Source organism: Streptomyces sp. NPDC096205 (assembly GCF_044763135.1).
Taxonomy (GTDB): Bacteria; Actinomycetota; Actinomycetes; order Streptomycetales; family Streptomycetaceae; genus Streptomyces.
In genome coordinates, this window is the sequence record NZ_JBIWFS010000001.1 from 550,164 (window position 1) to 573,252 (window position 23,089).

General features: G+C 72.8%; 24 protein-coding genes and 1 tRNA gene. 10 read left to right on the forward strand and 15 right to left on the reverse strand.

Features of this window, described 5'->3' with window-relative positions:
* The first annotated feature begins 2 nt into the window (after positions 1-2).
* The 5 genes from ACIQ6Y_RS02505 to ACIQ6Y_RS02525 all read left to right on the forward strand — a co-directional run bounded on the left by ACIQ6Y_RS02505 (position 3) and on the right by ACIQ6Y_RS02525 (position 2,862).
* Positions 3-530, forward strand: coding sequence for an NUDIX hydrolase family protein (locus tag ACIQ6Y_RS02505; protein ID WP_404033663.1), 528 nt, complete (start codon positions 3-5; stop codon positions 528-530).
* Entirely contained in the window at positions 527-925 is a 399-nt protein-coding gene (locus ACIQ6Y_RS02510) for a (2Fe-2S) ferredoxin domain-containing protein (protein WP_404031742.1), read from the forward strand. Before ACIQ6Y_RS02505 ends, ACIQ6Y_RS02510 begins: the two co-directional genes overlap by 4 nt.
* A gap of 91 nt (positions 926-1,016) precedes the next feature.
* Positions 1,017-1,187, forward strand: a complete 171-nt coding sequence (gene rpmF, locus ACIQ6Y_RS02515) for a 50S ribosomal protein L32 (RefSeq protein ID WP_404031745.1) — start codon at positions 1,017-1,019, stop codon at positions 1,185-1,187.
* A gap of 4 nt (positions 1,188-1,191) precedes the next feature.
* Positions 1,192-2,364 carry a GTP-binding protein gene (locus ACIQ6Y_RS02520; RefSeq protein WP_404031748.1) on the forward strand — a complete coding sequence of 391 codons (1,173 nt, stop codon included), beginning with the start codon at positions 1,192-1,194 and terminating at the stop codon, positions 2,362-2,364.
* A 75-nt stretch (positions 2,365-2,439) separates the two neighbouring features.
* Positions 2,440-2,862, forward strand: coding sequence for a molybdopterin-binding protein (locus tag ACIQ6Y_RS02525; protein ID WP_404031751.1), 423 nt, complete (start codon positions 2,440-2,442; stop codon positions 2,860-2,862).
* Positions 2,863-2,897: 35 nt separating this feature from the next.
* Here ACIQ6Y_RS02525 and ACIQ6Y_RS02530 read toward each other — a convergent pair whose 3' ends face one another.
* Complete coding sequence (locus tag ACIQ6Y_RS02530) at positions 2,898-4,058, reverse strand: LLM class flavin-dependent oxidoreductase (RefSeq protein ID WP_404031754.1); 1,161 nt, start codon at positions 4,056-4,058, stop codon at positions 2,898-2,900.
* A gap of 31 nt (positions 4,059-4,089) precedes the next feature.
* Positions 4,090-4,647 (reverse strand): NADPH-dependent FMN reductase, encoded by a 558-nt coding sequence (gene ssuE / locus ACIQ6Y_RS02535; protein WP_404031757.1) that lies wholly within the window; start codon positions 4,645-4,647, stop codon positions 4,090-4,092.
* Between the two features lie 461 nt (positions 4,648-5,108).
* Here ssuE and ACIQ6Y_RS02540 point away from each other — a divergent pair, with 461 nt between their 5' ends.
* Positions 5,109-6,332, forward strand: coding sequence for a hypothetical protein (locus ACIQ6Y_RS02540; RefSeq protein ID WP_404031760.1), 1,224 nt, complete (start codon positions 5,109-5,111; stop codon positions 6,330-6,332).
* Entirely contained in the window at positions 6,329-6,796 is a 468-nt protein-coding gene (locus ACIQ6Y_RS02545; RefSeq protein WP_404031763.1) for a hypothetical protein, read from the forward strand. The genes ACIQ6Y_RS02540 and ACIQ6Y_RS02545 overlap by 4 nt, the downstream gene beginning before the upstream one ends.
* Positions 6,797-6,854: 58 nt before the next feature.
* Here ACIQ6Y_RS02545 and ACIQ6Y_RS02550 read toward each other — a convergent pair whose 3' ends face one another.
* Positions 6,855-8,951 carry an ATP-binding protein gene (locus tag ACIQ6Y_RS02550; RefSeq protein ID WP_404031766.1) on the reverse strand — a complete coding sequence of 699 codons (2,097 nt, stop codon included), beginning with the start codon at positions 8,949-8,951 and terminating at the stop codon, positions 6,855-6,857.
* A 288-nt stretch (positions 8,952-9,239) separates the two neighbouring features.
* On the opposite strand from ACIQ6Y_RS02550, the gene ACIQ6Y_RS02555 reads away from it, so the two are divergent.
* The 3 genes from ACIQ6Y_RS02555 (at position 9,240) to ACIQ6Y_RS02565 (ending at position 13,114) form a co-directional block, all read left to right on the forward strand.
* Complete coding sequence (locus ACIQ6Y_RS02555; protein WP_404031769.1) at positions 9,240-12,380, forward strand: AfsR/SARP family transcriptional regulator; 3,141 nt, start codon at positions 9,240-9,242, stop codon at positions 12,378-12,380.
* 85 nt (positions 12,381-12,465) lie between these two features.
* Positions 12,466-12,621: a hypothetical protein gene (locus ACIQ6Y_RS02560; RefSeq protein WP_404031772.1), complete on the forward strand. Its 156-nt coding sequence runs from the start codon at positions 12,466-12,468 to the stop codon at positions 12,619-12,621.
* Positions 12,622-12,682: 61 nt separating this feature from the next.
* Positions 12,683-13,114, forward strand: a complete 432-nt coding sequence (locus tag ACIQ6Y_RS02565; RefSeq protein WP_404031775.1) for a hypothetical protein — start codon at positions 12,683-12,685, stop codon at positions 13,112-13,114.
* Positions 13,115-13,175: 61 nt separating this feature from the next.
* On the opposite strand, the gene ACIQ6Y_RS02570 is transcribed toward ACIQ6Y_RS02565, so the two are convergent.
* The 12 genes from ACIQ6Y_RS02570 to ACIQ6Y_RS02625 form a co-directional block, all read right to left on the reverse strand.
* Positions 13,176-13,252 (reverse strand) — tRNA-Pro (locus ACIQ6Y_RS02570).
* 91 nt (positions 13,253-13,343) lie between these two features.
* Positions 13,344-14,597 carry an MFS transporter gene (locus ACIQ6Y_RS02575; RefSeq protein WP_404031777.1) on the reverse strand — a complete coding sequence of 418 codons (1,254 nt, stop codon included), beginning with the start codon at positions 14,595-14,597 and terminating at the stop codon, positions 13,344-13,346.
* A gap of 412 nt (positions 14,598-15,009) precedes the next feature.
* On the reverse strand, positions 15,010-15,369 hold the full coding sequence (locus tag ACIQ6Y_RS02580; protein ID WP_404031780.1) for an MmcQ/YjbR family DNA-binding protein: 360 nt from the start codon (positions 15,367-15,369) through the stop codon (positions 15,010-15,012).
* Positions 15,370-15,399: 30 nt separating this feature from the next.
* Positions 15,400-15,918 (reverse strand): GNAT family N-acetyltransferase, encoded by a 519-nt coding sequence (locus ACIQ6Y_RS02585; protein WP_404031783.1) that lies wholly within the window; start codon positions 15,916-15,918, stop codon positions 15,400-15,402.
* Positions 15,918-16,475: a helix-turn-helix domain-containing protein gene (locus ACIQ6Y_RS02590; RefSeq protein ID WP_404031786.1), complete on the reverse strand. Its 558-nt coding sequence runs from the start codon at positions 16,473-16,475 to the stop codon at positions 15,918-15,920. Before ACIQ6Y_RS02590 ends, ACIQ6Y_RS02585 begins: the two co-directional genes overlap by 1 nt.
* 84 nt (positions 16,476-16,559) lie before the next feature.
* Positions 16,560-17,933: a B12-binding domain-containing radical SAM protein gene (locus ACIQ6Y_RS02595; protein WP_404031789.1), complete on the reverse strand. Its 1,374-nt coding sequence runs from the start codon at positions 17,931-17,933 to the stop codon at positions 16,560-16,562.
* A 294-nt stretch (positions 17,934-18,227) separates the two neighbouring features.
* Complete coding sequence (locus tag ACIQ6Y_RS02600) at positions 18,228-19,124, reverse strand: LysR family transcriptional regulator (protein WP_404031792.1); 897 nt, start codon at positions 19,122-19,124, stop codon at positions 18,228-18,230.
* 17 nt (positions 19,125-19,141) lie between these two features.
* Positions 19,142-20,335 (reverse strand): glycine C-acetyltransferase, encoded by a 1,194-nt coding sequence (locus ACIQ6Y_RS02605; RefSeq protein WP_404031794.1) that lies wholly within the window; start codon positions 20,333-20,335, stop codon positions 19,142-19,144.
* A 22-nt stretch (positions 20,336-20,357) separates the two neighbouring features.
* Positions 20,358-21,386, reverse strand: a complete 1,029-nt coding sequence (gene tdh, locus ACIQ6Y_RS02610) for an L-threonine 3-dehydrogenase (protein WP_404031796.1) — start codon at positions 21,384-21,386, stop codon at positions 20,358-20,360.
* Between the two features lie 167 nt (positions 21,387-21,553).
* Positions 21,554-22,117 carry a GAF domain-containing protein gene (locus ACIQ6Y_RS02615; RefSeq protein ID WP_404031799.1) on the reverse strand — a complete coding sequence of 188 codons (564 nt, stop codon included), beginning with the start codon at positions 22,115-22,117 and terminating at the stop codon, positions 21,554-21,556.
* Complete coding sequence (locus ACIQ6Y_RS02620; protein ID WP_404031803.1) at positions 22,114-22,740, reverse strand: GTP-binding protein; 627 nt, start codon at positions 22,738-22,740, stop codon at positions 22,114-22,116. Before ACIQ6Y_RS02620 ends, ACIQ6Y_RS02615 begins: the two co-directional genes overlap by 4 nt.
* Positions 22,718-23,089: a DUF742 domain-containing protein gene (locus tag ACIQ6Y_RS02625; RefSeq protein WP_404031805.1), complete on the reverse strand. Its 372-nt coding sequence runs from the start codon at positions 23,087-23,089 to the stop codon at positions 22,718-22,720. Before ACIQ6Y_RS02625 ends, ACIQ6Y_RS02620 begins: the two co-directional genes overlap by 23 nt.

Here is a 23,089-nt window from a genome sequence, read left to right on the forward strand (position 1 = left end):
ACATGACCGAAACCACGCCCGGCTGGCTGAGCACCGATGAGCTGGAGATGGCACGCGCGCGCATGCCGATCCTGTACGTCGAGGCGGTGCCGGTGCGGGTGGACGACAGCGGCGAGGTCACCAGCATCGGACTGCTGTTGCGCATCGGACCGGACGGCACCGTCAGCCGCACCCTGGTCTCGGGCCGGGTGATGCACCACGAGCGGGTGCGCGACGCCCTGCTGCGCCATCTGGAGAAGGACCTCGGCCCGGTGGCGCTGCCCCGCGTCCCGGCCTCCCCGCAGCCCTTCACGGTCGCGGAGTACTTCCCCACGGCAGGCGTCACCCCCTACCACGACCCGCGCCAGCACGCGGTGTCCCTCGCCTACGTCGTCCCCGTCAGCGGCGACTGCCGGCCCCGGCAGGACGCCCTGGACCTGGTGTGGTTCAGCCCCCAGGAGGCGGCGTCGGCGGCGCTGCAGAGCGAGATGCCGGGCGGGCACGGGGTCCTGCTGAAGCAGGCGCTGGCACACGTGGGCCTGGCGTTTTGAGCCCCTTCATCAACAGCGCCCGCCCGTGCACGCTGGTGGTCTGCCGGGGCTGCTGCTGCGGGGACCGCCGCAAGAATCCCGGCTTCGACCACGACTGGCAGCTCCAGCTGCTGCGCGCCGCCGCGGCCGACTCCGGCGGCCGGTTCGCCGTGCGTACGACGGACTGCCTCGGCCCGTGCGGCCAGGCCAACGTCGTGGTGGTCCAGCCCTCGGCGGCCGGCCGGCGCGCGGGCGGCCGCGCGGTGTGGGTGGGCTTCGCGACGGACGACGCCAGCACGGACGACCTGGTGCGCTGGGCGGCGGCGGGCGGGCCGGGCGTCGCCGAGCCGCCGGGCACGCTGGAGCTGCAGTTCATCCCGGCGCCTCGGGAGGCCAGGTCGCGGGCCCGGCGGTGAGGCGCCCGAGCGTTTCGCGCATTTCGTAATGGGATTCATTTTCATGTAGCGTCGGTGCCGCACCCCGGCACACCTATGTGGAGGACTCCCCATGGCCGTTCCCAAGCGGAAGATGTCCCGCAGCAACACCCGCCACCGGCGCGCCCAGTGGAAGGCGGCCACCGCGCAGCTCGTGCCCGTGACCGTCGACGGTGTCCGCCACCTCGTCCCGCAGCACCTGGTCAAGGCGTACGAGCGCGGGCTGCTGCGCCCCGAGGGCTGAGCCGATGCCGCACGGCCGACTGCCCGTCACCGTCCTGTCCGGCTTCCTCGGAGCGGGCAAGACCACCCTGCTCAACCATGTGCTGGCCAACCGCGAGGGCTTGCGCGTGGCGGTGATCGTCAACGACATGAGCGAGGTCAACATCGACGCCGCGCTGGTGCGCGGCGGCGAGGCCGCGCTGTCGCGCACCGAGGAGCGGCTGGTCGAGATGACCAACGGCTGCATCTGTTGCACGCTCCGCGACGACCTGCTGGTGGAGGTGGAACGGCTGGCCCGCGAGGGGCGGTTCGACCATCTGCTCATCGAGTCCAGCGGTATCTCCGAGCCGATGCCGGTGGCCGCGACCTTCGCCTTCGCCCGCGACGACGGGGCCACCCTCGGCGATCTGGCCCGCCTGGACACCATGGTCACGGTCGTGGACGCGGTCAATCTGCTGCCGGAGCTCCAGAGCGGCGACGATCTGGCCGAACGCGGCCTGGCCCCGTACGAGGACGACGAACGCACCGTCAGCGACCTGCTGATGGACCAGATCGAGTTCGCCGACGTCCTCGTCCTGAACAAGCTCGACCTGGTCGACACCGGCGCCGCGGACCGGCTGCGGGCCACCCTCGCCCGGCTCAACCCGGCCGCCCGTGTCGTCCCGGCGACCCACGGCCGCGTTCCGCTCACCGAGGTGCTCGGCACCCGCCTGTTCGACCTGGACCGGGCGCAGCAGGCCCCCGGCTGGGTGCGCGAGCTCAACGGCGACCATGTGCCCGAGACCGAGGAGTACGGCATCTCCTCCACCGTCTTCCGCTCCGAACTCCCCTTCCATCCGGGGCGGTTGTGGAGCTTCGTGACCCAGGGCATGGACAGCGGGGCGTACGGCAGGGTCCTGCGGTCCAAGGGCTTCTTCACCCTGGCCGGGCGCGAGCGGGTGACGGGCCTGTGGTCGCAGGCCGGGTCGGTGGCCCGCTTCGAGCCCTCCGGGGCCCGCGACCCCGGGGCGCCGTACGCCCAGGAACTGGCCTTCATCGGCACCGGCCTGGACTCCGGGGCCCTGCGGACCGCGCTCACCGGCTGTCTGCTGCGGCCCGGCGAGCCGGCCCCGGCCGAGGACCCGTTCCCGGCCTGGGACACCCACGGCTTCGACGAGACCTGCGAGCACGAGCACGCCGCGGCGGTCGCGGGGAGCTGAGGCTCCGGGCCGTACGGTGGGGGACAAACCGGACAACTCCCTCCCCGTGAGGCCCGAAGGCTGTGAGGCACCCCGATGAGCCTGAGCATCCGTAACCAGCTGACCGGCACGGTCGTCACCGTCGTCCCCGGCGAGGTCATGGCGACGGTCGGGGTCCGCCTCGACGGCGGCCGGGAACTCACCGCCGCCATCACACGGGAGGCCGTGGACGAGCTGGAGCTCGCCCCGGGCGCCGCCGTGCGCGCCCTGGTGAAGGCCACCGAGGTGGCGCTGGCCACCGGGCCGGTCGCGGGCCTGTCCATCCGCAACCGCCTGCCCGGAGTGGTCCGGGAGGTCACCACGGGGGCCGTCATGGCCTCGGTGAAGGTCACGGTCGACGGCGTCGGCGAGCTGACCGCCGCCGTGACCCGGGACGCCGTCGCCGAACTGGCCCTGGACACGGGCGCCCCGGTGACAGCCCTGGTCAAGGCGACGGAGGTGTCGCTCGCGACGGGCTGACCGCACGCCGTCGGAGCGGGGTCGGGGCGGGGATCTCAGCGCGCTCCCGTCGTGCCGGCGAAGGACACCTGAGCCTCGGCTGTGGCCGGGTCGCCGAAGGGGTGCCGCCACAGGCCGCGCCCGGCCAGCCGGGGCAGGACGCCCTCGCCGAACCGGTACGCCTCCTCCAGGTGCGGATAGCCGGAGAGGACGAACTCGTCGATGCCGAGGGCGTGGTACTCCTCGATGCGGTCGGCCACCTCGTCGTGGCTGCCGACCAGGGCGGTCCCCGCGCCGCCGCGGACCAGGCCGATGCCGGCCCACAGATTGGGGTGGATCTCCAGGCGCTCGCGGCTGCCGCCGTCGTGCAGGGCGAGCATGCGCCGCTGCCCCTCGGACTCGCTGCGGGCGAGCCCGGCCTGGACGGCCCGCACGGTCTCCGGGTCGAAGCCGTCCAGCAGCCGGTCCGCCTCCGCCCAGGCCTGTGCGGCGGTGTCGCGGGTGATGACGTGCAGCCGGATGCCGAAGCGCAGGCTGCGCTGCCGCCGGGCCGCCAGGCCGCGGATCCACGCGATCTTCTCGGCGACCTGCGCGGGCGGTTCGCCCCAGGTGAGGTACACGTCGGCGTGCCGGGCGGCGACCTCCCCGGCGATCGGCGAGGAGCCCCCGAAGTACACCTCGGAGACGGGGTCGGGCACGCGCGCGAGCCTCGCGTCCTCGACCCGCAGGTGCTCGCCGCGCAGATCGACGGCCTTGCCCTCCCACAACTGCCGTACGACGTCCAGGAATTCGTCGGTACGGCGGTACCGCGCGTCCTTGTCGAGGAAGTCGCCGTAGGCGCGCTGCTCCTGGCTCTCGCCGCCGGTGACCACGTTCAGCAGCAGGCGGCCGCCGGTGTGCCGCTGGAAGGTGGAGGCCATCTGCGCGGCGAGCGTGGGTGAGACGAAGCCGGGCCGGAAGGCGACGAGGAACTTCAGGCGCTCGGTGTGCCGGCTGACCATCGCGGTCGTCAGCCAGGCGTCCTCGCACCAGGCGCCGGTGGGGGTGAGGGCGCCGGCGAAGCCCAGGTCCTCGGCGGCGCGGGCGATCTGGCTCAGATAGCCGACCGTCGGCGGCCGGTCGCGCCCGGACCCGGTGGCCGGGCTGCCGTGCCCGCCGCCGACGACATGGCGGCTGTCGCCGTTGGTGGGCAGGAACCAGTGGAAGGTGAGCGACATGGGGTGACTCCTGTCGGATCGGCGGCGGCTGTCAGCCGGTGGCGGCGAGGAGGTGCGGCCGGCCGCCGAGGGCGAGCGAGAACTGGTCGGTGACCTGGGCCAGCGCCTCCGCCGAGGCCGGCGCGACGGTGAGCGTGCCGTCCTCGCCGACGGTGAGGTCCTTGTCGAGGGTGAACCAGCCGGGCGTGATGTGCGCGGGTCCCATGGAGGCCAGGACCGGGCGCAGGGCGTAGTCGATGGCGAGGACGTGCGCGGTCGTACCGCCGGTGGCCAGAGGCAGGACGGTCTTGCCGGCCAGCGCGTACTGCGGCAGCAGGTCGAGCAGCGACTTCAGCAGCCCGGAGTACGCCGCCTTGTAGACGGGCGTGCCGATCACGACCCCGTCGGCCCGCTCGAACAGCGCGGTGGCCTCGACGATCGCCGGATGGCCGAAGTCGGCGCCCAGCAGGGCCTCGGCGGGCAGCGTCCGCACATCCAGCGGTATCACCTCATGGCCCTGCTCGGTCAGCCGCCGGTCGAGGTGACGCAGCAGTCGGGCGGTGCGGGAGGTGGCGGAGGGGCTGCCGGAGACGGACAGGACGGTGGCCATGCGGGGACCTTTCGGTTCATGAGGCGCCGACACCGCGCAGGCCTCACCCGCCGGGCAGCACGTAACACCGGCGAACGCGAACTCAGGCGCGCGGGAAGGGAATGGAAAAGAACGGCGTCACCGACGCGGAGGGAAATCCGGCCGGGCGGACGGTACGAGGAATGCCTTCGGTACGGTCAGGCCCGGCTGCGACAGCAGGAGCTGCAGACACGCGCGAGGTCGACATGGCGTCGCCGCGTGAGGTCCTGTCGCTTCATGCCCCGATCCAAGCAGGGCGGGTCCGAACGGGTCAAGAACGCCTCGACGCCGTTCCACATCCCGGAGGACACCCGCCGTCGGCCCGCCCGGTCGCCCGCTGCAAGGTTTCCGCAAGGCGGCGGCAAGCCTTCCGTCCATCCGGCAGGGGCACACGCCCGGCGAGCGGCCCGCCCGGGCCGCAGGGACGACGGGGGGACATTGCCATGTCGGCGTTGGGGAAGAGCCCGAGGGTGCCGGACGAAGGGCGCGAGTGGCTGACGTTGCTCGAACGCAAGACGGTGCTGGCCGTGGTGCACACCCTCACCTACGGAAAGCGCCTGGTCGACGTCCTGTCGCTGCTGGAGGCCGACTTCCGGGTCCAGGTCGTGTTCACCGCGCCGCCGCACGTCTTCGGAGACGAGGTGCCGCGCTTCCTCCAGGGGCTGGGCGGCGCGGTGGTGCCGTGGGAGGAGGCGGTGCGGATGTCGTTCGATCTGGCCCTGGCGGCGGGGCCGCGGGGCGTGGAGGAGATCTCCGCCCCGCTGATCACGCTGCCGCACGGGGCCGGTTATGTGAAGCGCCTGGTGAAGGGGGCGCACCCGGGGGTGGCGGGGCTGCGCCGGTACGACCTCGTGCCCGGCGGCCGGCTGCCCGCCGCGGTGGCCGTCCCGCACCATGCCGAACTGCCCGATCTGGCGCGCCACTGCCCGGAGGTGATGCCGTACGCCCATGTGGTCGGTGATCCGGCGCACGACAGGATCACGGCGAGTCTGCCGCTGCGCGCCGCATACCGTCGGGCGCTCGGCGTCCCGGACGGCGAGGAGCTGGTGGTGGTCGCCTCGACCTGGGGCGCGTCGTCGTCCTTCGGCCGATTCGAGGCCCTGCTGCCCCGGCTGGTCGCCGAGTTGCCCGCGGGCCGGTACCGGACGGTGCTGCTCGTGCATCCCAACGTCTGGTCGGGGCACGGCTCGTGGCAGGTCAGGGCCTGGCTGGCGCAGTGCATCCGGCTGGGTGTCACGCTGGTCCCGCCCGAGGCGGACTGGCGTACCGTGCTGATCGCCGCGGACTCGATCATCGGTGACCACGGTTCGGTCACGCTGTACGGCACGCTGACCGGGGCGCCCATCCTGCTGGCGAGTTCGCCGGAGCGGGAGATCAACCCGGCCTCGCCCGCAGCCGCGCTGGCCGCGACCGCGCCGGCACTGTCGCCCACCCACCCGCTCGTCGACCAACTCCGTTACGCGGCGGCCGAGTACCGGCCGGAGGAGTACGCGGCGATCGCCTCGCGCATCACCTCGGAGCCCGGCCGCTTCAACCGCAACATGCGCCGCCTGATGTACCGCCTGCTGGGCCTCGGGCAGCCCGCGCACGAGCCGGAGACGGTCCCCTTACCGGTGCCGCCCGCGCTGGACGCGTGGGCACCTGGTCGCCGGGGGATCCCGGCGTGAGGTGCCTCGTCTCCGTCCTGCTGACGGATCATCACCGTACGGCGGACCCCGGCTTGGACCTGGTGCTCCTGCTGCGCTCGGGCGGGCGGGACTACGACCTGCTGGCCCGGGTCGGTGGTGGCGACGGGCCCGGCGCCGACGAACACCTGGCCGTCGACGCCGAGGCGGGCGTGGAGCCCCGGTGGTCCGCCTGTGCCGACGTCCTGCACGGGCGGCATCCCCGCCCGCTCGCCGCCGCGGCCCGCTGGCTCTCGGCCGTCATGGCCGCCCACCCCGGCTGCCGGGTGGGCGCGGTGCCGCTGGCGGACGGCGGCTGGGCCGTCACCGACCGGTCGGGTCTGCTGCTGCTCCGCGGGGTGCCGGCAGACCGTCCTCTGCTGGCCTCCTGCCTGCACGGCTGGCTGACGGCCGGCCGCCGCCTGCGGGACATCGAGGACGTCCGGGTGGTGGGGGGAGGCGGCTGACGCGCCGGTGACTGACGGAGGCGGCTGACGCGCCGGTGGCCGGCGGAGGCGGCCGGCTCTACAGATCCCTGAGCCGGCGGGCGTCCGCCGGACTGGTCTGCTCGTACAGTGCGAGGGCACGGGCCTGGAAGTCCTCGGCGGCCGTGTCCTCGCCGCGCTCCTTCGCGGTGTCCGCCAGCATCTCCCAGGTGCGTGCCTGCCAGTGGGCGGCGCCGGAGGCGGTGAACACCGCGAGGGCCTCCTCCATCTGGGCGATGCCCGTCGCGTGGTCACCGGCGACGGCCCGGGCCCGCCCCAGGAAGACCAGCGCGCGGGCCGCGTCATGCGGGTCGGCCACCGCGAGCAGGCCCTCCCGGGCCCGGGAGAAGCAGTCGACGGCCCGCTGCGGGTCCTGCTCGGCGAGGGCGATCTCGCCGAGCAGGATGCGGGCGAGAGCAACTCCTCGGGGGTAGCCGCAGGCGTCCCAGACCGTGACGGCGCGGTCCAGGAGGGAGCGGGCCTCCGCGAGCCGGCCCTCGGCGATGCGGCAGCCGCCGAGCCCGAGCAGGGCCTGCCCCTCGTCCCGTACGTCGCCGGCGTCGCGGGCCGCCCGGAGCGAGGCGTCGTACCACTCGGCGGCGTCGGCGATGCGGCCGGCGGCGCTCAGGCCGATGGCGCCGGAGTTGAGCATCTGCCGTTCGGCCTCGCGGTCTCCGTCGCCGCGCGCCCCGTCCAGGCCGATGCGGTGCGCCTCGATCCACAGGTCGTAGTGGCGCAGACGGAGGAAGAGGGGCCACATGGCGTCGGTGAGCTGCCAGGCGGTGGTGTGCCAGCCGCGCTCGGCGGCCAGCCGCAGCACGGCCATGAGGTCGCCGCGCCGGGCGTCCAGCCAGCCGAGGGCGTCCCGGGCGTCCTCGAAGGGCGCCGGCAGCAGGGAGGGGTGGGCGTAGGTCCGGGGCAGGGTGAACTGGTGCGGGGTGATGAGGCGTTGGGCCTCGGTCGCGGTCTGCAGGTACCGGTCGGCCACCCGTCGCAGGATGCGGTCGTGCGTCTCCTCGGTGTCGGTCGACCGGGCGCGGTCGCGGGCATGGACCCGGACCAGGTCGTGGAAGCGGAAGGTGTCCGGGCCGAGGTCCTCCAGCAGGTTGGCCTCCACGAGTTCGTCCAGCCGGCGGGCCGCCCACTCCGGGGACTCCGCCAGGGCCGCCGCCGCCGTGAGGGAGTCGAAGGCGGGCAGGGGCAGCAGTCCGAGGGCCCGGTACAGGCGGGCCGCCTCCGGGCCGAGCACGGCGTACGACGCGTCCAGTGCCTTGCGCACCGTGGCCTCCCCCTCGACTTCCAGCGCGGCCAGCCGGCCGCCGTCCGGTGTGAGCGCGTCCGCGAGTGCGGCAACGGGCTGTCCGGGCCGCGCGGCGAGCCGGGCCGAGGCGAGGCACACCGCGAGGGGCAGGCCCGCGCACAGCGACACCACCCGTCGCACGGCGGGCAGTTCACCCGTGGTGCGGTCCTCTCCGGCACCGCGGAGGAACAGTTCCACCCCGGCCGCGGGGCCTAGCGCCTGCACCTGATGGAACTCCGCGCCGTCCATCCGCAGCCCCGTCAGCCTGCGGCGGCTGGTCACGACGACGAGGCCGCCCGAGCCACCCGGCAACAACGGCCGGATCTGTGCCGCGGTGAAGGCGTTGTCCAGCATGACCGCGATCCGCAGCTCGGCGGTGACCGACCGCCACAGCGAGGCCTGCTCCGCCACGTCCACGGGCACCGCCCGGGCACCGAACGCCCGCAGGAACCTGCCGAGGATCTCGCCCGGCGGAGCCGGTCCGTCCGCCGCGTGGCCGCGCAGGTCGGCGTACAACTGCCCGTCGGGGAAGGCGGACGCGTGTCCGCGTAACCAGCGGGAGACCAGGGTGGTCTTGCCGATGCCGGCCGGGCCGGTGACCACGACCAGGGGAGGCTCCTGCGCGGCGAGCATGTGGTCCAGGGCGGCGAGTTCGTTCACGCGGTCGGTGAAGTGAGCGGGAACGGGCAGGAGTTGGCGTGGGGTCGGCGGGGGCTGTGGTGCGGGTGCCTGGACGTGGATGTCACGGGCCTGGACGGTGGGTCCGTAGAAACGGGCCGATCCCGAGATCGAATTGCTGCTGCCTCTTCCCCGACCTTCCTCCCACGCCTCACTCATCACGTTCCTCTCCCCCGTTGTCGCTCCTGTCGATGATGTATCGACGATGTGGGGTCCTACCCCGGTGCCGTATCCATCGATGCGATCGGTTGCATAGACGGAAGCGATTCGGCCAGGGGCGCCAACTCCCCTCCGGCAGACGTCCGTTGGCCAAGGGTTCAGCCAGTTTCAGTCAGCAAGCAGCCGCGTCTGGAAAGGACTTCGGCCGGATGTCATGCTCGTCAGTCCATGACAGTCCATTACCACCCCCCTGCTAGTTGGAAATGACCGGGCCGGCGGGAGGCGCCGATGGAATTCCAGTTACTGGGACCGGTGGGTCTGTGCGTGGACGGCCGGCAAGTGGAGATCGCCTCGGACAAGGAGCGCGCTCTGCTGGCGACCGTGGCCCTGGAGGCGGGCCGGCCGATCGCCCTGGACACGCTCACCGACCGGCTCTGGGACGGTGAACCGCCGCCGCACGCCCGCGAGAACGTGCACTCCTATGTCTCGCGCCTGCGCCGGCGCCTGAGACTCGCCGACCCCTCCGGCAACAGGGCACCCCGTATCGTCAGCCGCGCCCACACGTACACGCTGGAGACGGACCGCGCGTCGGTCGACTGGCACCGCTTCCAGCAACTCGTCGCCGAGGCAGGGAAGTTCGCCTCCGACGGCGACGACGAGCGGAGGTTCGACGCCCTCGACCGCGCCGAGCGGCTGTGGCGGGGCGAGGCGCTGGCGGGTCTGCCCGGGCTGTGGGCGGAGACCGTGCGCAGGAACCTCGCGGAGCGCCGGCTCGGCGCCACCGTCTCACGCACCGCGGCCCTGCTGCGGCTGGGCCGCTTCGCGGAGGCGGGCGCCGAGCTGTCCGCGCTCGTCGAGCGGCATCCGGGCGACGAGACCCTGGCGGGCCAGCTGATGCTGGCGTACTACGGAAGCGACCGGTACACGGACGCGCTGCGGGTCCATCAGGAGGCCCGTCGGCTGCTGATGACCCAGTACGGTTCCCGTCCGGGCGCCGAGCTGGACCGGATCCACCGGGGCATCCTGGAACGCCGCCCGGTGGCCGAGCTGCTCGGCGGCGGGCCCACGGCGGCGCTCCGCTCGGCTGCGGGGACACCGCGCACGCCGGTGCCGCAGCCGCAGCCGCTTCCCACACCGACACCGCCTCCGCCTCCGCCTCCGCCGCGGAATCTGCCGCATCAGCCGCCTCTGATCGGCCGGTCGACCGAGCTGCGGGCCCTGAGCGCCGCGGTGGACGCCGCACCGGAGGGCGGCTCGGTGATCAGCCTGCAGTCCGTCAGCGCCGTCAGCGGCATGGCCGGGGTGGGCAAGACCGCCGTGGCCGTGCACGGGGCGCATCGGCTCTCGCAGCGCTTCCCCGACGGGCAGCTGTACCTCGATCTGCGGGGTCACTCACCCGCCGGCGATCCCCTCAGCCCCGACGCGGCGCTGGCCACACTCCTGCGGCTGCTCGGTACGCCCGCCACGACCATCCCCGTCGAGCTGGAGGGCCGCGTCGCCCTGTGGCGGACCCTGCTCGCCGAGCGCCGGGCCGTCATCGTCCTGGACGACGCCGTCAGCGCCGAGCAGATCCGGCCGCTGCTGCCGGGCGGCTCGCCCTCGCTGACGATCATCACCAGCCGGCGCCATCTGACCGGCCTGCCGCACGCCCGGCACATCCCGCTGGACGTGCTGCCAACCGACGACGCCGTTGTGTTGTTCCGCGCGTTCGCCGGGGAGGAGCGCACCCGCGACACCGGGGAGATCGCCCGTATCGTCCGCCTGTGCGGCAATCTGCCGCTGGCGATCGAGCTGGTCGCGAGCCGGTTCCACGCCCACCCCTCCTGGACGCCGGGCACGCTGGCCGACCGCCTCGCCCGCACCGGGTACCGGCTCGGCGAGATCAGGGACGCCGAGCAGGAGATGGTCCGGGCCTTCGGCCTGACCTACCAGACCCTCACCGACGAGCAGCGCACCGCGTTCCGCCGGCTCAGCCTGCATCCGGGCCCTGACCTCACCGCGGAGTCGGCGGCGGCCGCGCTCGGTGTGCCGCCGGCGGCGGCCGAGCGGATGCTGGAGTCGCTGTTGGCCTGCCACCTGCTGCGGGAGCCGGTCCCCGACCGGTATCACTACCACGACCTGCTGCGCGAGTACGGCCGTGACCGGGCCCTGGCGGACGACAGCGCCGAGGACCGGGCCGCCGTCCTGCGCCGCCTCACCGACTTCTGCCTGGACGCCGCCGACCGTGCCGACCGGCTCGCCTATCCCCACCGCACCAGACCGGGCTCACCCGCCGAGCACCCCGGCAGCGACCTGCCCCACTGGCCCGACGCCGAGGCCGCCCGCACCTGGCTGGCCGCCGAGCGCATGAACCTCCTGGCCGTGGAGCAGCATGCCCGCACCACGGGCCGCCCCGATGCCGCGGCCCGGCTCGCCTACTCCCTGGCCGGCTTCCTCAACGAACAGTGCCACTGGCATGACGCCAGGACTGTCCTGGAGGAGGCCGTCGATCACTGGGGGCGGTCGGGGGAGAGGGGGGCGTTGTGTCGGGGGTTGTTCCATCTGAGTGCGGTGTATGCCAGCACGGCGCGGTATGCGGAGGCCGCCGAGACGGGAGAACGGGCCCTGCGGACGGCACGGGAGACCGGGGACACGCAGGCCGAGGCCGAGGCGCTGCGGACGCTCGGCACACTGAAGTGGCACCTGGGTGACCATCGGGCCGCACTCGTGCTCTTCCAGAAGTCGTTCGCCATCGTCACCCTGTCCGGTGATTCTCTGGCGGTCGCGCGGCTGCACAACAACATCGCGGTGATCCTGCTTTTTCTGGGCGAGCACGGTCGCGCTCTGGAGCACTTCCAGAAATCACTCGCCGGTTTCACGGAGGCGGGAGATCATGCCGCGCGGGGAAAGTCGCTCAACAATATCGGCGATCTTCACATGCGTACCGGGGACCTAGAATCCGCCCGCCGCTCGTTCGAGGAGTCGCTCATCCTTCTGGAGAATTCGGGCAATCGCTACGACCGGGCCACGGCCCGTTGCAGCCTTGCCGACGCCCTTACGGAATCCGGTGACACAGCCGCCGCGATTCCCCTTTACCGGCAGTCGCTCACGGAATTCCGGGCACTCGGCGATCTGAAGAGTCAGGCCGACGCCTTGATCGGCCTGGGCGAGGCGCACCGCAGGGCCGGAGAGCCCGACACGGCCGTGCGGCACCTTCTGGACGCCCTGGACGTCGCCCGTACGATCGGCGCCGCCCATCAGGAGACTCGGGCCCTGCGGTGCCTGGGTGAGGCCCACCGGGACGCGGGACGGCCCGCTGCCGCCGAGGAGAACCTGCGCTCGGCCATTTCCCTGGCGGACCGCACGCATGACGCGGACGAGAGGGCCAAGGCGGCCGAAGCATTGGCCAAAACTGAACTCGACGTACGCTCTTTGGGGGTCGCCGAATAGCTCTTGACCATGGATTTCACACATAAGCAGCTCATCGGCTAGTGTCCGTTCGCAAGATCCGCAACTGCGAAAGGACAGCACTTCCGTGAGCAAGAAGGTGGGTCGCCTGGCCGTTCAGGCCGGCCTCGTCGCCGCATTCGGCATTCTCGGCACGAATGCGCTCGGCGCGCCGGCTGCCGGGCACACCTCGGCCCAAGCGGTCGGGACGTACGGCTGCATCATGATGAGGCCCGCCAGGTAACCGGCCGGCACACCGGGGTGGCTGCCCAGGCCGCCACCCCCACCGAGAAGGGGGTTACGGCGTGGAGCCGATTTCGGTGGCACTGTTGGCGGCGCTCGCGGGAGGCGCCGGCGGAGAGGTCGGCCGGGAGGCGTGGGGCGGGCTGAGCGCGCTGGTGCGGCGGCGGTTCCGGCGGCCGGACGGCAACGAGGACGCCTCGGCCGTCAGTTCGGGGGAGGCGGAACTCGCCCGGCTGGCCGACGCCCCGGACGACACCACCCGGGCCCAGGCACTGAGCACGGCACTGGCGGTACGGGCCGCCCTGGACGCCGAGTTCCACGCGGGACTGCGACAGTGGCGCGAGTCGGCCGAGCGGCTGGATGCGGGGACCGTACACAACAGCATCAGCGGAGGCACCTTCTCCGCGCCCGTGATCCAGGGCCGCGACTTCTCGGGGCTCACCTTCACCGCGCCGCCGGCGCCGCCCGCGGGCGAGCCGGACGAGCAGGTCTGACAGGGCACACGGAAAAGGCCGTTTCCCATGGAGAGAAACGGCCTTCGACCTGCGTAGAAGCTGGTCGGGACGACAGGATTTGAACCTGCGACCCCTTGACCCCCAGTCAAGTGCGCTACCAAGCTGCGCCACGTCCCGGTGCCGTCTGACCTGGGGTTTCCCCGGGCCGAACGTGCAGAGAAACCATACCGCACTCCGGTCGGTGGTCGCGCACTCCATTTCCGGGGCCTCAGGTCCGGGCGCCCGCGGAGGACGGGGCCGGGTCGACGCGGACCAGGTCGCGGATGGGGCGGACGGCGAGCAGCGCGGCCGCCACCACCAGGCTGACGGCGCCGCTGATCAGCAGGACCCGGTGGGTGCCGAGGGCGGACGCGGCGGGGCCGGCCAGGGCCTGGCCGACCGGCATCATCGCGAGGGAGCCCGCGACGTCGTAGGCATGGATGCGGTTCAGGACGTCCGGCTGGACCTGGGTCTGGACGGTGGTCGCCCACATCACGCCCCAGAAGGACAGGCCCGCCCCGGCTGTCGCGGCTCCCGCCGCCATGGCGGGCACGTCCAGCCCGAGTCCGACGGCTGTCGGGAACGCCGTGAAGCCGATCACGGCGACGGCGCCGGCCCGCAGCATGCGGCGCGGACGCAGCCGCAGGGCGATCAGGCCGCCGACGACCGTGCCGGCCCCGAGGGCGGAGTTGACCAGGCCGTACGCGCCCGCCCCGTGCTGCTGCACGACCTCCGTCGCGACGAGCGGCACCGAAGGTCCCCATACGGCGATCATGTATAGGCACCAGATGGCGATCACGCCCCACATCCAGGTGCGGGAGCGGAACTCGCGCCAGCCCTCGACCAGGTCGGCCCGGAAGGCCCGCGCCCCGCGCCCGGGGGCCCCTCCGGCGTGGGCGAGCGGCGGCAGGCGGAGCAGGAGCAGGCACAGGGCGCTGACGGCGTACGTGGCGGCGTGCGCGGCGAAGACACCGCCCGGCGCGGCGAGGCCGACCAGCACACCGGCGAAGGCGGGCCCGGCGAGCTGGGCGGCGGACTCGGCGACGCGTATCGCGCCGTTGGCGCCCTGGACGTCCGTGGCGAGCCGGGGCACCGTACTGGCCACGCCCGGCTGGAAGACGGCCCCGGCCACGCCGTTGATCACGCCGATGACGCAGATCTCCCAGAGCACGACATGGCCGGTGTAGAAGAGGACGGCCGTCAGGGCCTGGGTGCCGAGCCGTACGAGGTCGGCGCCGATCATGAGCTTGCGGGTGCTGAACCGGTCGGCGATCACGCCGCCGAAGACGACCAGTCCGGCGAAGGCGGCCGCGGTCGCGGCCATCGCCAGACCGACCGCGCCCGCCCCGTACCCGTGCTGGAGCAGACCGGCGGCGAGCGCCACGGGCAGCATGGTGTCGCCGAGCCGCGCGACGGCCCGGGCGACGAAGAAGAGACCGAAGTCCCGCGACCAGAGGGGCCGCGCCGCGCCTTCGCCGGACACGGCCCGGACCGGTTGCTTCGCTCCCCCGGGCGCCCGCCCATGGACCCCTGGCCCGGCTCCGCCCGATCCCGAGCCCAGGTCCCCCGCTCCCGCTCCCGCCGACTCCGAGCCCAGGCCCCCCGACCCCGAGCCCAGGTGCCCCGGCCCCGCTCCCCCTGACTCCGAACCCGGACGTCCCGACCCCGCCTCTCCTGACCCCGAGCCCGGGCCCCCCGACCCCGCTCCCCCTGACTCCGAACCCAGGCCCCCCGACCCCGCTCCCCCCGGCTCCGACTGCTGCGACGTCCTCCCCGACATCCTGCGCAACCCCTCCCCGACCGAGCGACTGGTCCAGACCTGTGCCCCCGGATCATGCCACGCGGTGCCATCCGCGCCGAGGGATTTTCCGGGGCCGGGAAACGGCAGTGCGGTCTCAGTCGGCTGCCGGCAGCCCCAGCCCCGGGTGGGCTTCGAGGAGTCGCGGCGGGGCCGCCTGGCGCCAGGAGTCGGCGAGGATGTCGCGCAGTTCGTGCTCGTCCTCCAGGGCGGCGAGCCGCACCCGGACCCACGCGAACTGGGCCTCGTGGTCGGCGATCCAGAACTTGTCGGGCTCGGACATCACCAGCTCGTCGCGCTCCTCCTTGGGGCAGCGCACGGCCATGGACGACTCGTCCTCGGGCAAGGTCGCGAACATCTTCCCGGCCACCCGGAACGTGGGCATGTTCCAGGCGACCTTCTCCGTCGTGTCCGGCAGGGACAGGGCGACACGGCGTACGTCTTCGGCTTCCGGCATGACACGCACCGTAGCGCCCACCACTGACAATCAACCTGCGCAGAGGCGCTTGTAGTAGATGGTCGTCCCGCACAGCACACCCGCCGGGCTCGCCGCGTAGTCGGGGATGACGCCCACCCTGGTCCAGCCCGCGGACCGGTAGAGGCGCTCGGCGGGGCTGTCGGTCTCCGTGTCGAGGTGGAGCAGGGTGATGCCGGCCGCGGCTGCGGCCTCCTCCGCCGCGCTCAGCAGGGTGCGGCCGAGGCCGCGGCCCCGGGCGTCGCGGTGGACCATCAGCTTGACGACCTCGGCGCGGTGCCGGCTGTTGGGCTTGTCCGGGAAGGCGAGGCTCACGGTGCCGACGAGTCGGTCGCGTTCGTGCGCGGCCCACACCCCGAGCTGCCCGGCGGCCACGGCCGCGGCACGCTCCCGCCACCAGGCGAGGGCCGCCGCGGCGTCCATCGGCGCGAGGAAGCCGATCGAGGCGCCGCTCTCCACGGTGTCGGTCAGCAGCTCGGCCAATTCCTCGGCCAGGTCGTGCACTTGGAATTCGCTCAGGCGGGTCACCATCACGGCAGCACCACCGCCAGGACATAGCGCGCCGACTGCGGCCCCGTGCACCGGAACCGCGTCGGCCCCCACACCCGCAGCCGCAGACAGTCGCCCGCACCGAGGGCGTGCGTCACCTCCTGCGCGGTCACCTCCAACTCCCCCTCCAGCAGCCATATGTGCTGTTCGAGGCCCGGCACGGGCGGCCGGTCGTAGGCCAGGTCCGCGCCGGGGGCGAGCCTGCCCTCGACGAGTTCGCCGCGCAGCCCGGCATGCGGCGGCGACACGGAACGTCGTACGAAACCGGCGGCGGGGTCCTCCCAGACCGGCTGGTCGGCCGACCGCAGCACCGGGGCCGGCTCCGCCTCGACCTCGCTGAGCAGCTGGGACATGGTCCGCCCGTACACCGCGCACAGCCGGTTGAGCTGGGAGGCGGTGGGGCTGATCTCGGCTCGCTCGGCGCGGGAGAGGGTCGAGCGGCTGATACCGCTGCGCTCGGCCAACTCCCCCAGCGACCAGCCACGTTCGGCACGCAGCTCGGCGAGCCGGGCGCCCAGACGAAGGTCTGGCTGTCTCATATCCGGGACGCTATCCCGGATATGAGACAGCCGTGTTACATCGCCCTCACTCCCGCTCGTTGCTCTCGCTCCCGTCCGTCGCCCTCACTCTCGCCCGCCGAACGCGGCCAGCGTCCGCTCCAGCGCGGGCAGTGCTCGCACCACATGCCGGGAGCGGATGAGCAGGTCCCACGCGGGCTCGAACTTCTTCCAGCCGCCCGCGTAGGCGAGGTGCCGCAATCGCTCGTGCCGGCCGGGCTGGGCCGCCGAGCCGCGCCAGATGTTCGACCAGCGGTAGAAGTCGCGGTAGGCCCGCCAGTAGCCGTCCTCCAGCTGACGTGCCGTCATGCCGCGCGGCTCATAGACCACATGGCGCGTGTCGTACTGGTCCCAGTCGCGGTGCAGGATGCGGTTCTCGGACTCCAGCTGCTTCCACAGTCCGGTCGACGGATACGGGGTCATGATGTGGAAGGTGGCCGTCTCGATGCCCTGGTCCACGGCCCACTCGACCGTGCGGTCGAAGACGTCCGGGCCGTCCTGGTCGAGCCCGAAGACGAAGCTGGCGTTGACCATGACCCCGGCGTCGTGGACGCGCCGCACCACTGCCGCGTAGTCGGTGCCGACGTTCTGGTTCTTGCGGCGCTCGGCGAGGTTGGCGTCGTTGACGGTCTCGAAGCCGATGAACAGGCTGCGCAGTCCCGCCTCGACCGCCTTCTCCAACAGGCCCGGCTTCATGATGGAGTTGACGGTGGCCGCCGCCTGCCACAGCCGTCCTCCGCCGGTCATGCCGTCGAACAGGCCCTCGGCGAAACGGCGGTTGCCGAAGAGGTGGTCGTCGAGGAAGTAGAGGTGCCGGCCGGGGAGCCGGTCGATCTCCGCGAGCGCGTCGTCGACGGCCTGGGTGTAGAAGGACTTGCCGCCCTCGAAGAAGGCGTCCTTGTAGCAGAAGTCGCAGTGGTGGGGGCAGCCGCGCGTCACGACGATCGAGTTGGGGACGAGGTACAGGTGCCGCTTGATCAAGTCCCGGCGTACGGGCGGCAGTCCGGCCAGCGTGCGCAGGGTGGAGTCGTAGCGGCGGGCCGGGGCGCCGTCGCGGAAGTCCTTCAGGAACAGCGGCCACGTGTCCTCACCCGGGCCGGTGAAGACCGTGTCGGCGTGCGCCGCGGCCTCCTCGGGCAGCGAGGTCACGTGCAGCCCGCCCATGGCCACGTGCACGCCCCGGGCGCGGAAGTGGTCGGCTATCTCGTAGGAGCGCCGGGCGGAGGTGATGTACGGCTGGATCACCACCAGGTCCGGCGTCGGAAGGGACTCCAGGTCGAGGCGCTCGACGTGCTCGTCGTAGAGCGCGACCTCGTCGCCGGGGTCCAGATATCCCGCCAGGGTGGCCAGGCCCAGGGGCGGGAACAGCGAGTACTTGATGGGCCGGAACAGCGGGCTGGTCGCCTCGGTGAGGGCCGGGAGGATCATCGTCACGCGCATGACACCCCAGACTCCGGACCGCCACCGTCCGGTTCCCGCCACCCCCGACTCCGGACCGCTACCGCCCGGTTCCCGCCACCCCAGGCCGGACCGCTACCGCCCGGTTCCCGCCACCCCAGACTCCGGACCGCTACCGCCCGGTTCCCGCCACGCCGGACGGGGTCCGCCCGGTTCCCCGCCACCCCAGACTCCGGGCCCCACCGTCCGATTGTTCCCGCCACCCCGGGACGGCGACCCGTCCGGTTCCCCGCCACCCCAGCACAGGGTCCGTCCGTTTCCCGCCTACGCCTACGCCTACGCCGCCCCCGCCAGCGCCTCCAGCACCGGCCGGATCAGCGGATGCTCCTCCGCACCCCGGCGTACGGCCGCGAAGACCCTGCGCGTCGGGGCCACCCCGTCCACCGGGCGGACGACCACGCCCGTCAGGTCCATGCCGCGCAGCGCCGAGCGCGGCACGAGGGCCACGCCCGTGTCGGCCGAGGCGAGGGCGACGACCGCGCGGAAGTCGTCGGAGGAGTGCTCCAGGCGGGGCTGGAAGCCGGCGTTCTCGCAGGCCAGGACCACCACGTCGTGGCAGGGGTTGCCGGGGTACGGGCCGATCCACGGGTCCTTGGCCAGCTCCGCCAGCGGCACCTCGGCTGTCTCCGCGAGCCGGTGGCTGACCGGGACCACGGCGTCGAAGGGCTCGGCGTACAGCGGGACGTGGGTGAGGCGCGGGTCGTCGGCGGAGGGCGCCCCGCGGTACTCCACGGCGACGGCCACGTCGACCTGCCGGTCGAGCACCATCGGCAGGCTGGCGTCGCCCTCCGCGTCCAGGACACGGATGCGTATGCCGGGCGCGAACTCGGCGAGGGAGGCCACCGCGGGCGCGACGACCTGGGCGATGCCGGTCGCGAAGGCGGCGACGGTGACCGTGCCGGCCGCGCCCGAGCTGTACGCGGCCAGCTCCGCCTCGGCCCGCTCCAGCTGGGCCAGGACAACGTTGGTGTGGCTGAGCAGGATCTCACCCGCAGGGGTGAGCCGTACGCCCTTGGCACCGCGCTCGACGAGCCGGTGCCCGGTCTCCTGCTCCAGGGCGGTCAGCTGCTGGGAGACCGCGGAGGGCGTGAGGTAGAGCGCGGCGGCAGCCGCGGTCACCGTGCGATGGTCGGCCACCGCACGGAGGATGTGCAGCCGCCGCGCTTCGATCACGTACCGATTCTCTCAGGTCAGGCGGCCAGCTCCGCCCGCGCGGCGACGAAGGCGTCCACCGCGCGGTCGACGTCCTCGGTGGAGTGCGCGGCCGAGAGCTGCACGCGGATGCGGGCCTGGCCCTGCGGCACGACCGGGTAGGAGAAGCCGATCACGTAGACGCCGCGCTCCAGGAGCAGCTCCGCCATACGGCCGGCGACCGCCGCGTCGCCGATCATCACGGGCGCGATGGCGTGGTCGCCGGGAAGGACGTCGAAGCCCTCCTCGGTCATCCGGCGGCGGAACAGCGCGGTGTTCGACGCGAGCTTCTCCCGCAGCTCCCCCGCCGACTCCAGCAGGTCCAGCACCTTCAGGGAGGCGGCGGCGATCACCGGGGCGAGCGTGTTGGAGAAGAGGTACGGGCGGGAGCGCTGGCGCAGCAGGGCGACGATCTCGGCGCGGGCGGCGACATAGCCGCCGGAGGCGCCGCCGAGGGCCTTGCCGAGGGTGCCGGTGATGATGTCGACGCGGTCCATCACGCCGTGCAGCTCGGGGGTGCCGCGGCCGCCGGGGCCGACGAAGCCGACCGCGTGCGAGTCGTCGACCATGACCATGGCGTCGTAGCGGTCGGCGAGGTCGCAGATCTCCCGCAGGGGCGCGACATAGCCGTCCATGGAGAAGACGCCGTCCGTGACGATCAGCCGGCGCCGGGCGGACTGGGCCTCCTTCAGCTGCTGCTCCAGGTCGTCCAGATCACGGTTGGCATAGCGGAAGCGCTGGGCCTTGGACAGCCGGATGCCGTCGATGATCGACGCGTGGTTCAGCGCGTCGGAGATCACCGCGTCCTCGGGGCCGAGCAGCGTCTCGAAGACGCCGCCGTTGGCGTCGAAGCAGGAGGAGTACAGGATCGTGTCCTCCTGGCCGAGGAAGGACGACAGGCGGGCCTCCAGCTCCTTGTGCACCTCCTGGGTGCCGCAGATGAAGCGCACGGAGGCCATGCCGTAGCCCCAGCGGTCCAGCGCCTCGTGGGCGGCGGCGACCACCTCGGGGTGGTCGGCGAGGCCGAGGTAGTTGTTGGCGCAGAAGTTGAGGACCTCTCCGGGGCGGCCGCCCGCGGTGACGCTCACGGTCGCCGACTGCGGAGTGCCGATCACGCGCTCGGGCTTGTGCAGACCGGCGGCGCGGATCTCGTCGAGGGTGGCGCGCAGGTCGTCGCGCACGGAGTCGAACATTCCAGAAGCTCCTAGGGAAGGGTTACGCGGTCCAGTCGAGGATGACCTTGCCGCCGCGGCCGCTCGCGGCGTCGGCGAAGGCCGCCTCGAAGTCGCGGTAGCCGTAGCGGCCGGTGATGACGGGGGCGAGGTCGAGGCCGCCCTCCAGCAGGACGGACATCGCGTACCAGGTCTCGAACATCTCGCGGCCGTAGATGCCCTTGATCGTGATCATGGAGGTGACGATCCTGGCCCAGTCGACGGGGAACTCCTGCGCGGGCAGGCCGAGCATGGCGATCTTGCCGCCGTGGGTCATGTTGGCGATCATGTCGCGCATCGCGACGGGGTTGCCGGACATCTCCAGGCCCACGTCGAAGCCCTCGCGCAGGCTGAGCTCGCGCTGGCCGTCGGCGATGGACAGGCGCGAGACGTTCAGGGCCAGGCTGACGCCGATCTTGCGGGCCAGGTCCAGGCGCTCCTCGCTGACGTCGGTGATCACGACGTTGCGGGCGCCCGCGTGCCGGGCCACGGCCGCGGCCATCAGGCCGATCGGTCCGGCGCCGGTGATCAGGACGTCCTCGCCGACCAGCGGGAAGGACAGCGCGGTGTGCACGGCGTTGCCGAACGGGTCGAAGATCGCCGCGATGTCGAGGTCGACGGGGACGCGGTGCACCCAGACGTTGGAGGCGGGCAGGGCGACGTACTCCGCGAAGGCCCCGTCGCGGCCCACGCCGAGGCCCACCGTGGCCCGGCACAGATGGCGGCGGCCGGCCAGACAGTTGCGGCACTTGCCGCACACCAGGTGTCCCTCGCCGCTGACCCGGTCGCCGACGGCGATGTCGCTGACGTCCCGGCCGGTCTCGACGACCTCGCCGACGAACTCGTGCCCGACCACGAGCGGGGTGCGGATCGCCTGCTGCGCCCAGCCGTCCCAGGAGCGGATGTGCAGGTCGGTGCCGCAGATGCCGGTGCGCAGCACCTTGATCAGCACATCACCGGGACCGATCCGCGGCTCGGGGACGTCCACGAGCCAGAGCCCGGGCTCCGCCTTCTCCTTGACCAGCGCCTTCACGGATGCGGCTCCTGAGGGTGTGATCCCGGCCGCGGGCACGCCGAAGGAACCCGTGGACGGGGGCAGATGGGGAATCGCACAGCAATCTGCCGTATCGCGCGCCCCGCAGTCCATCGAGCTTTTCTTAAGCGCCGCCACAGCTTTCCTTCACGCCCCACCGGCCCCGTTCAGTGCGGCGGCCCGCCCTCCAGTCGTACGACGAGTTCGGCGGCGGCCGCCTTGATGGCGTCCAGCCCCTCCCGTCCCCAGGTCCGCGGCGCCACATCGGCGACGCACACCGTGCCGAGGACCATGCCGGTGCTGTCCAGCAGCGGGGCGCCGAGGTAGGAGCGGATGCCGAGGTCGTCGACGACGGCGTTGCCGGCGAAGCGGGGGAAGTCGCGCACGTCCTGCAGGGCAAGCGCCTTGCGCCGGGCGACGACATGGGGGCAGAAGCCGTGGTCGCGGGGCAGGAAGCGGCCGATCTCGACGCGCGTGCCGTCCTCCCGCAGGACCGGCGCGGCCTCGGGCGCATGCAGTCCGGCGAAGAACTGCCCTTTCTCGTCGGGGAAGTTGACCATGGCGTACGTCGTCCCGGTGCGCCCGGCGAGACGGGCCGCGAAGGTGTCGAGCGCGGGCTCGGGACGCTCGCCGAGGCCCAGTCCGCGCAGTCGGCGGGCGCGGGCGGGGGCCTCGGTGTCCTGCGGCGTGAGCAGCAGCCGGCCGACCGGGCGGGGCGGGTCGTAGCTCATCTGCGTACCCCCTCGCTCTCGGTGGGTGCGGAGCCGACGGGCGCGTGGGCGATGAGGTGACGCACCAGGGTGAGCAGCGTCTGCACGCCGGAGCTGGAGATCCGGGCGTCGCAGCAGACGACGGGGATGTCCGGGTCCAGGTCGAGCGCGGCGCGCACCTCCTCGGGGTGGTAGCGGTAGGCGCCGTCGAACTCGTTGACGGCGACGATGAAGGCGAGCCCGCGTTCCTCGAAGAAGTCGACGGCCGCGAAGCACTCCTCCAGGCGGCGTGTGTCGGCGATGATGACCGCGCCGAGGGCGCCCTCGGACAGTTCGTCCCACATGAACCAGAACCGCTGCTGCCCCGGGGTCCCGAACAGGTACAGCACATGTTCGGGGTCCAGGGTGATGCGGCCGAAGTCCATGGCGACGGTGGTCTCGAGCTTGTTCTCGATGCCGTCGAGGTTGTCGGTCGCGGCGCTGACCGTGGTGAGGAGCTCCTCCGTGGAGAGCGGGGCGATCTCGCTGACCGCGCCGACGAACGTGGTCTTGCCGACCCCGAAGCCGCCCGCCACCAGGATCTTGAGTGCGGTGGGGAAGGGGTCCGTGGCGCCGTCGTAGTCAGAGCTGTCGTCGTAGTCCATCGAGCACTGCCTCCAGAAGGGCCCGGTCCGTGGGGTTGTGGTGGAACTCGGGGGGCTTGGTGGTGAGCGCCCCGCAGTCGACGAGGTCGGACAGCAGCACCTTGGTGACCGCCGCCGGCAGCTTCAGGTGGGCGGCCACCTCGGCGACCGATATGGGTGCCCGGCACAGGTCGAGGGCCAGCGCGTGTTCCGGGCCCGGATGGCCGAGGGGGGTGACCCCGGTGGCCATGACCTGCGACATGAGGTCGAGCGCGTGGGTGGGGCGGGTGCGGCCGTTGCTGATCGTGAACGGGCGCACGAGCCGTCCCGCCGCTTCGTCGAGCCAGGGCCCGTCACCGGCCGCCGCCAC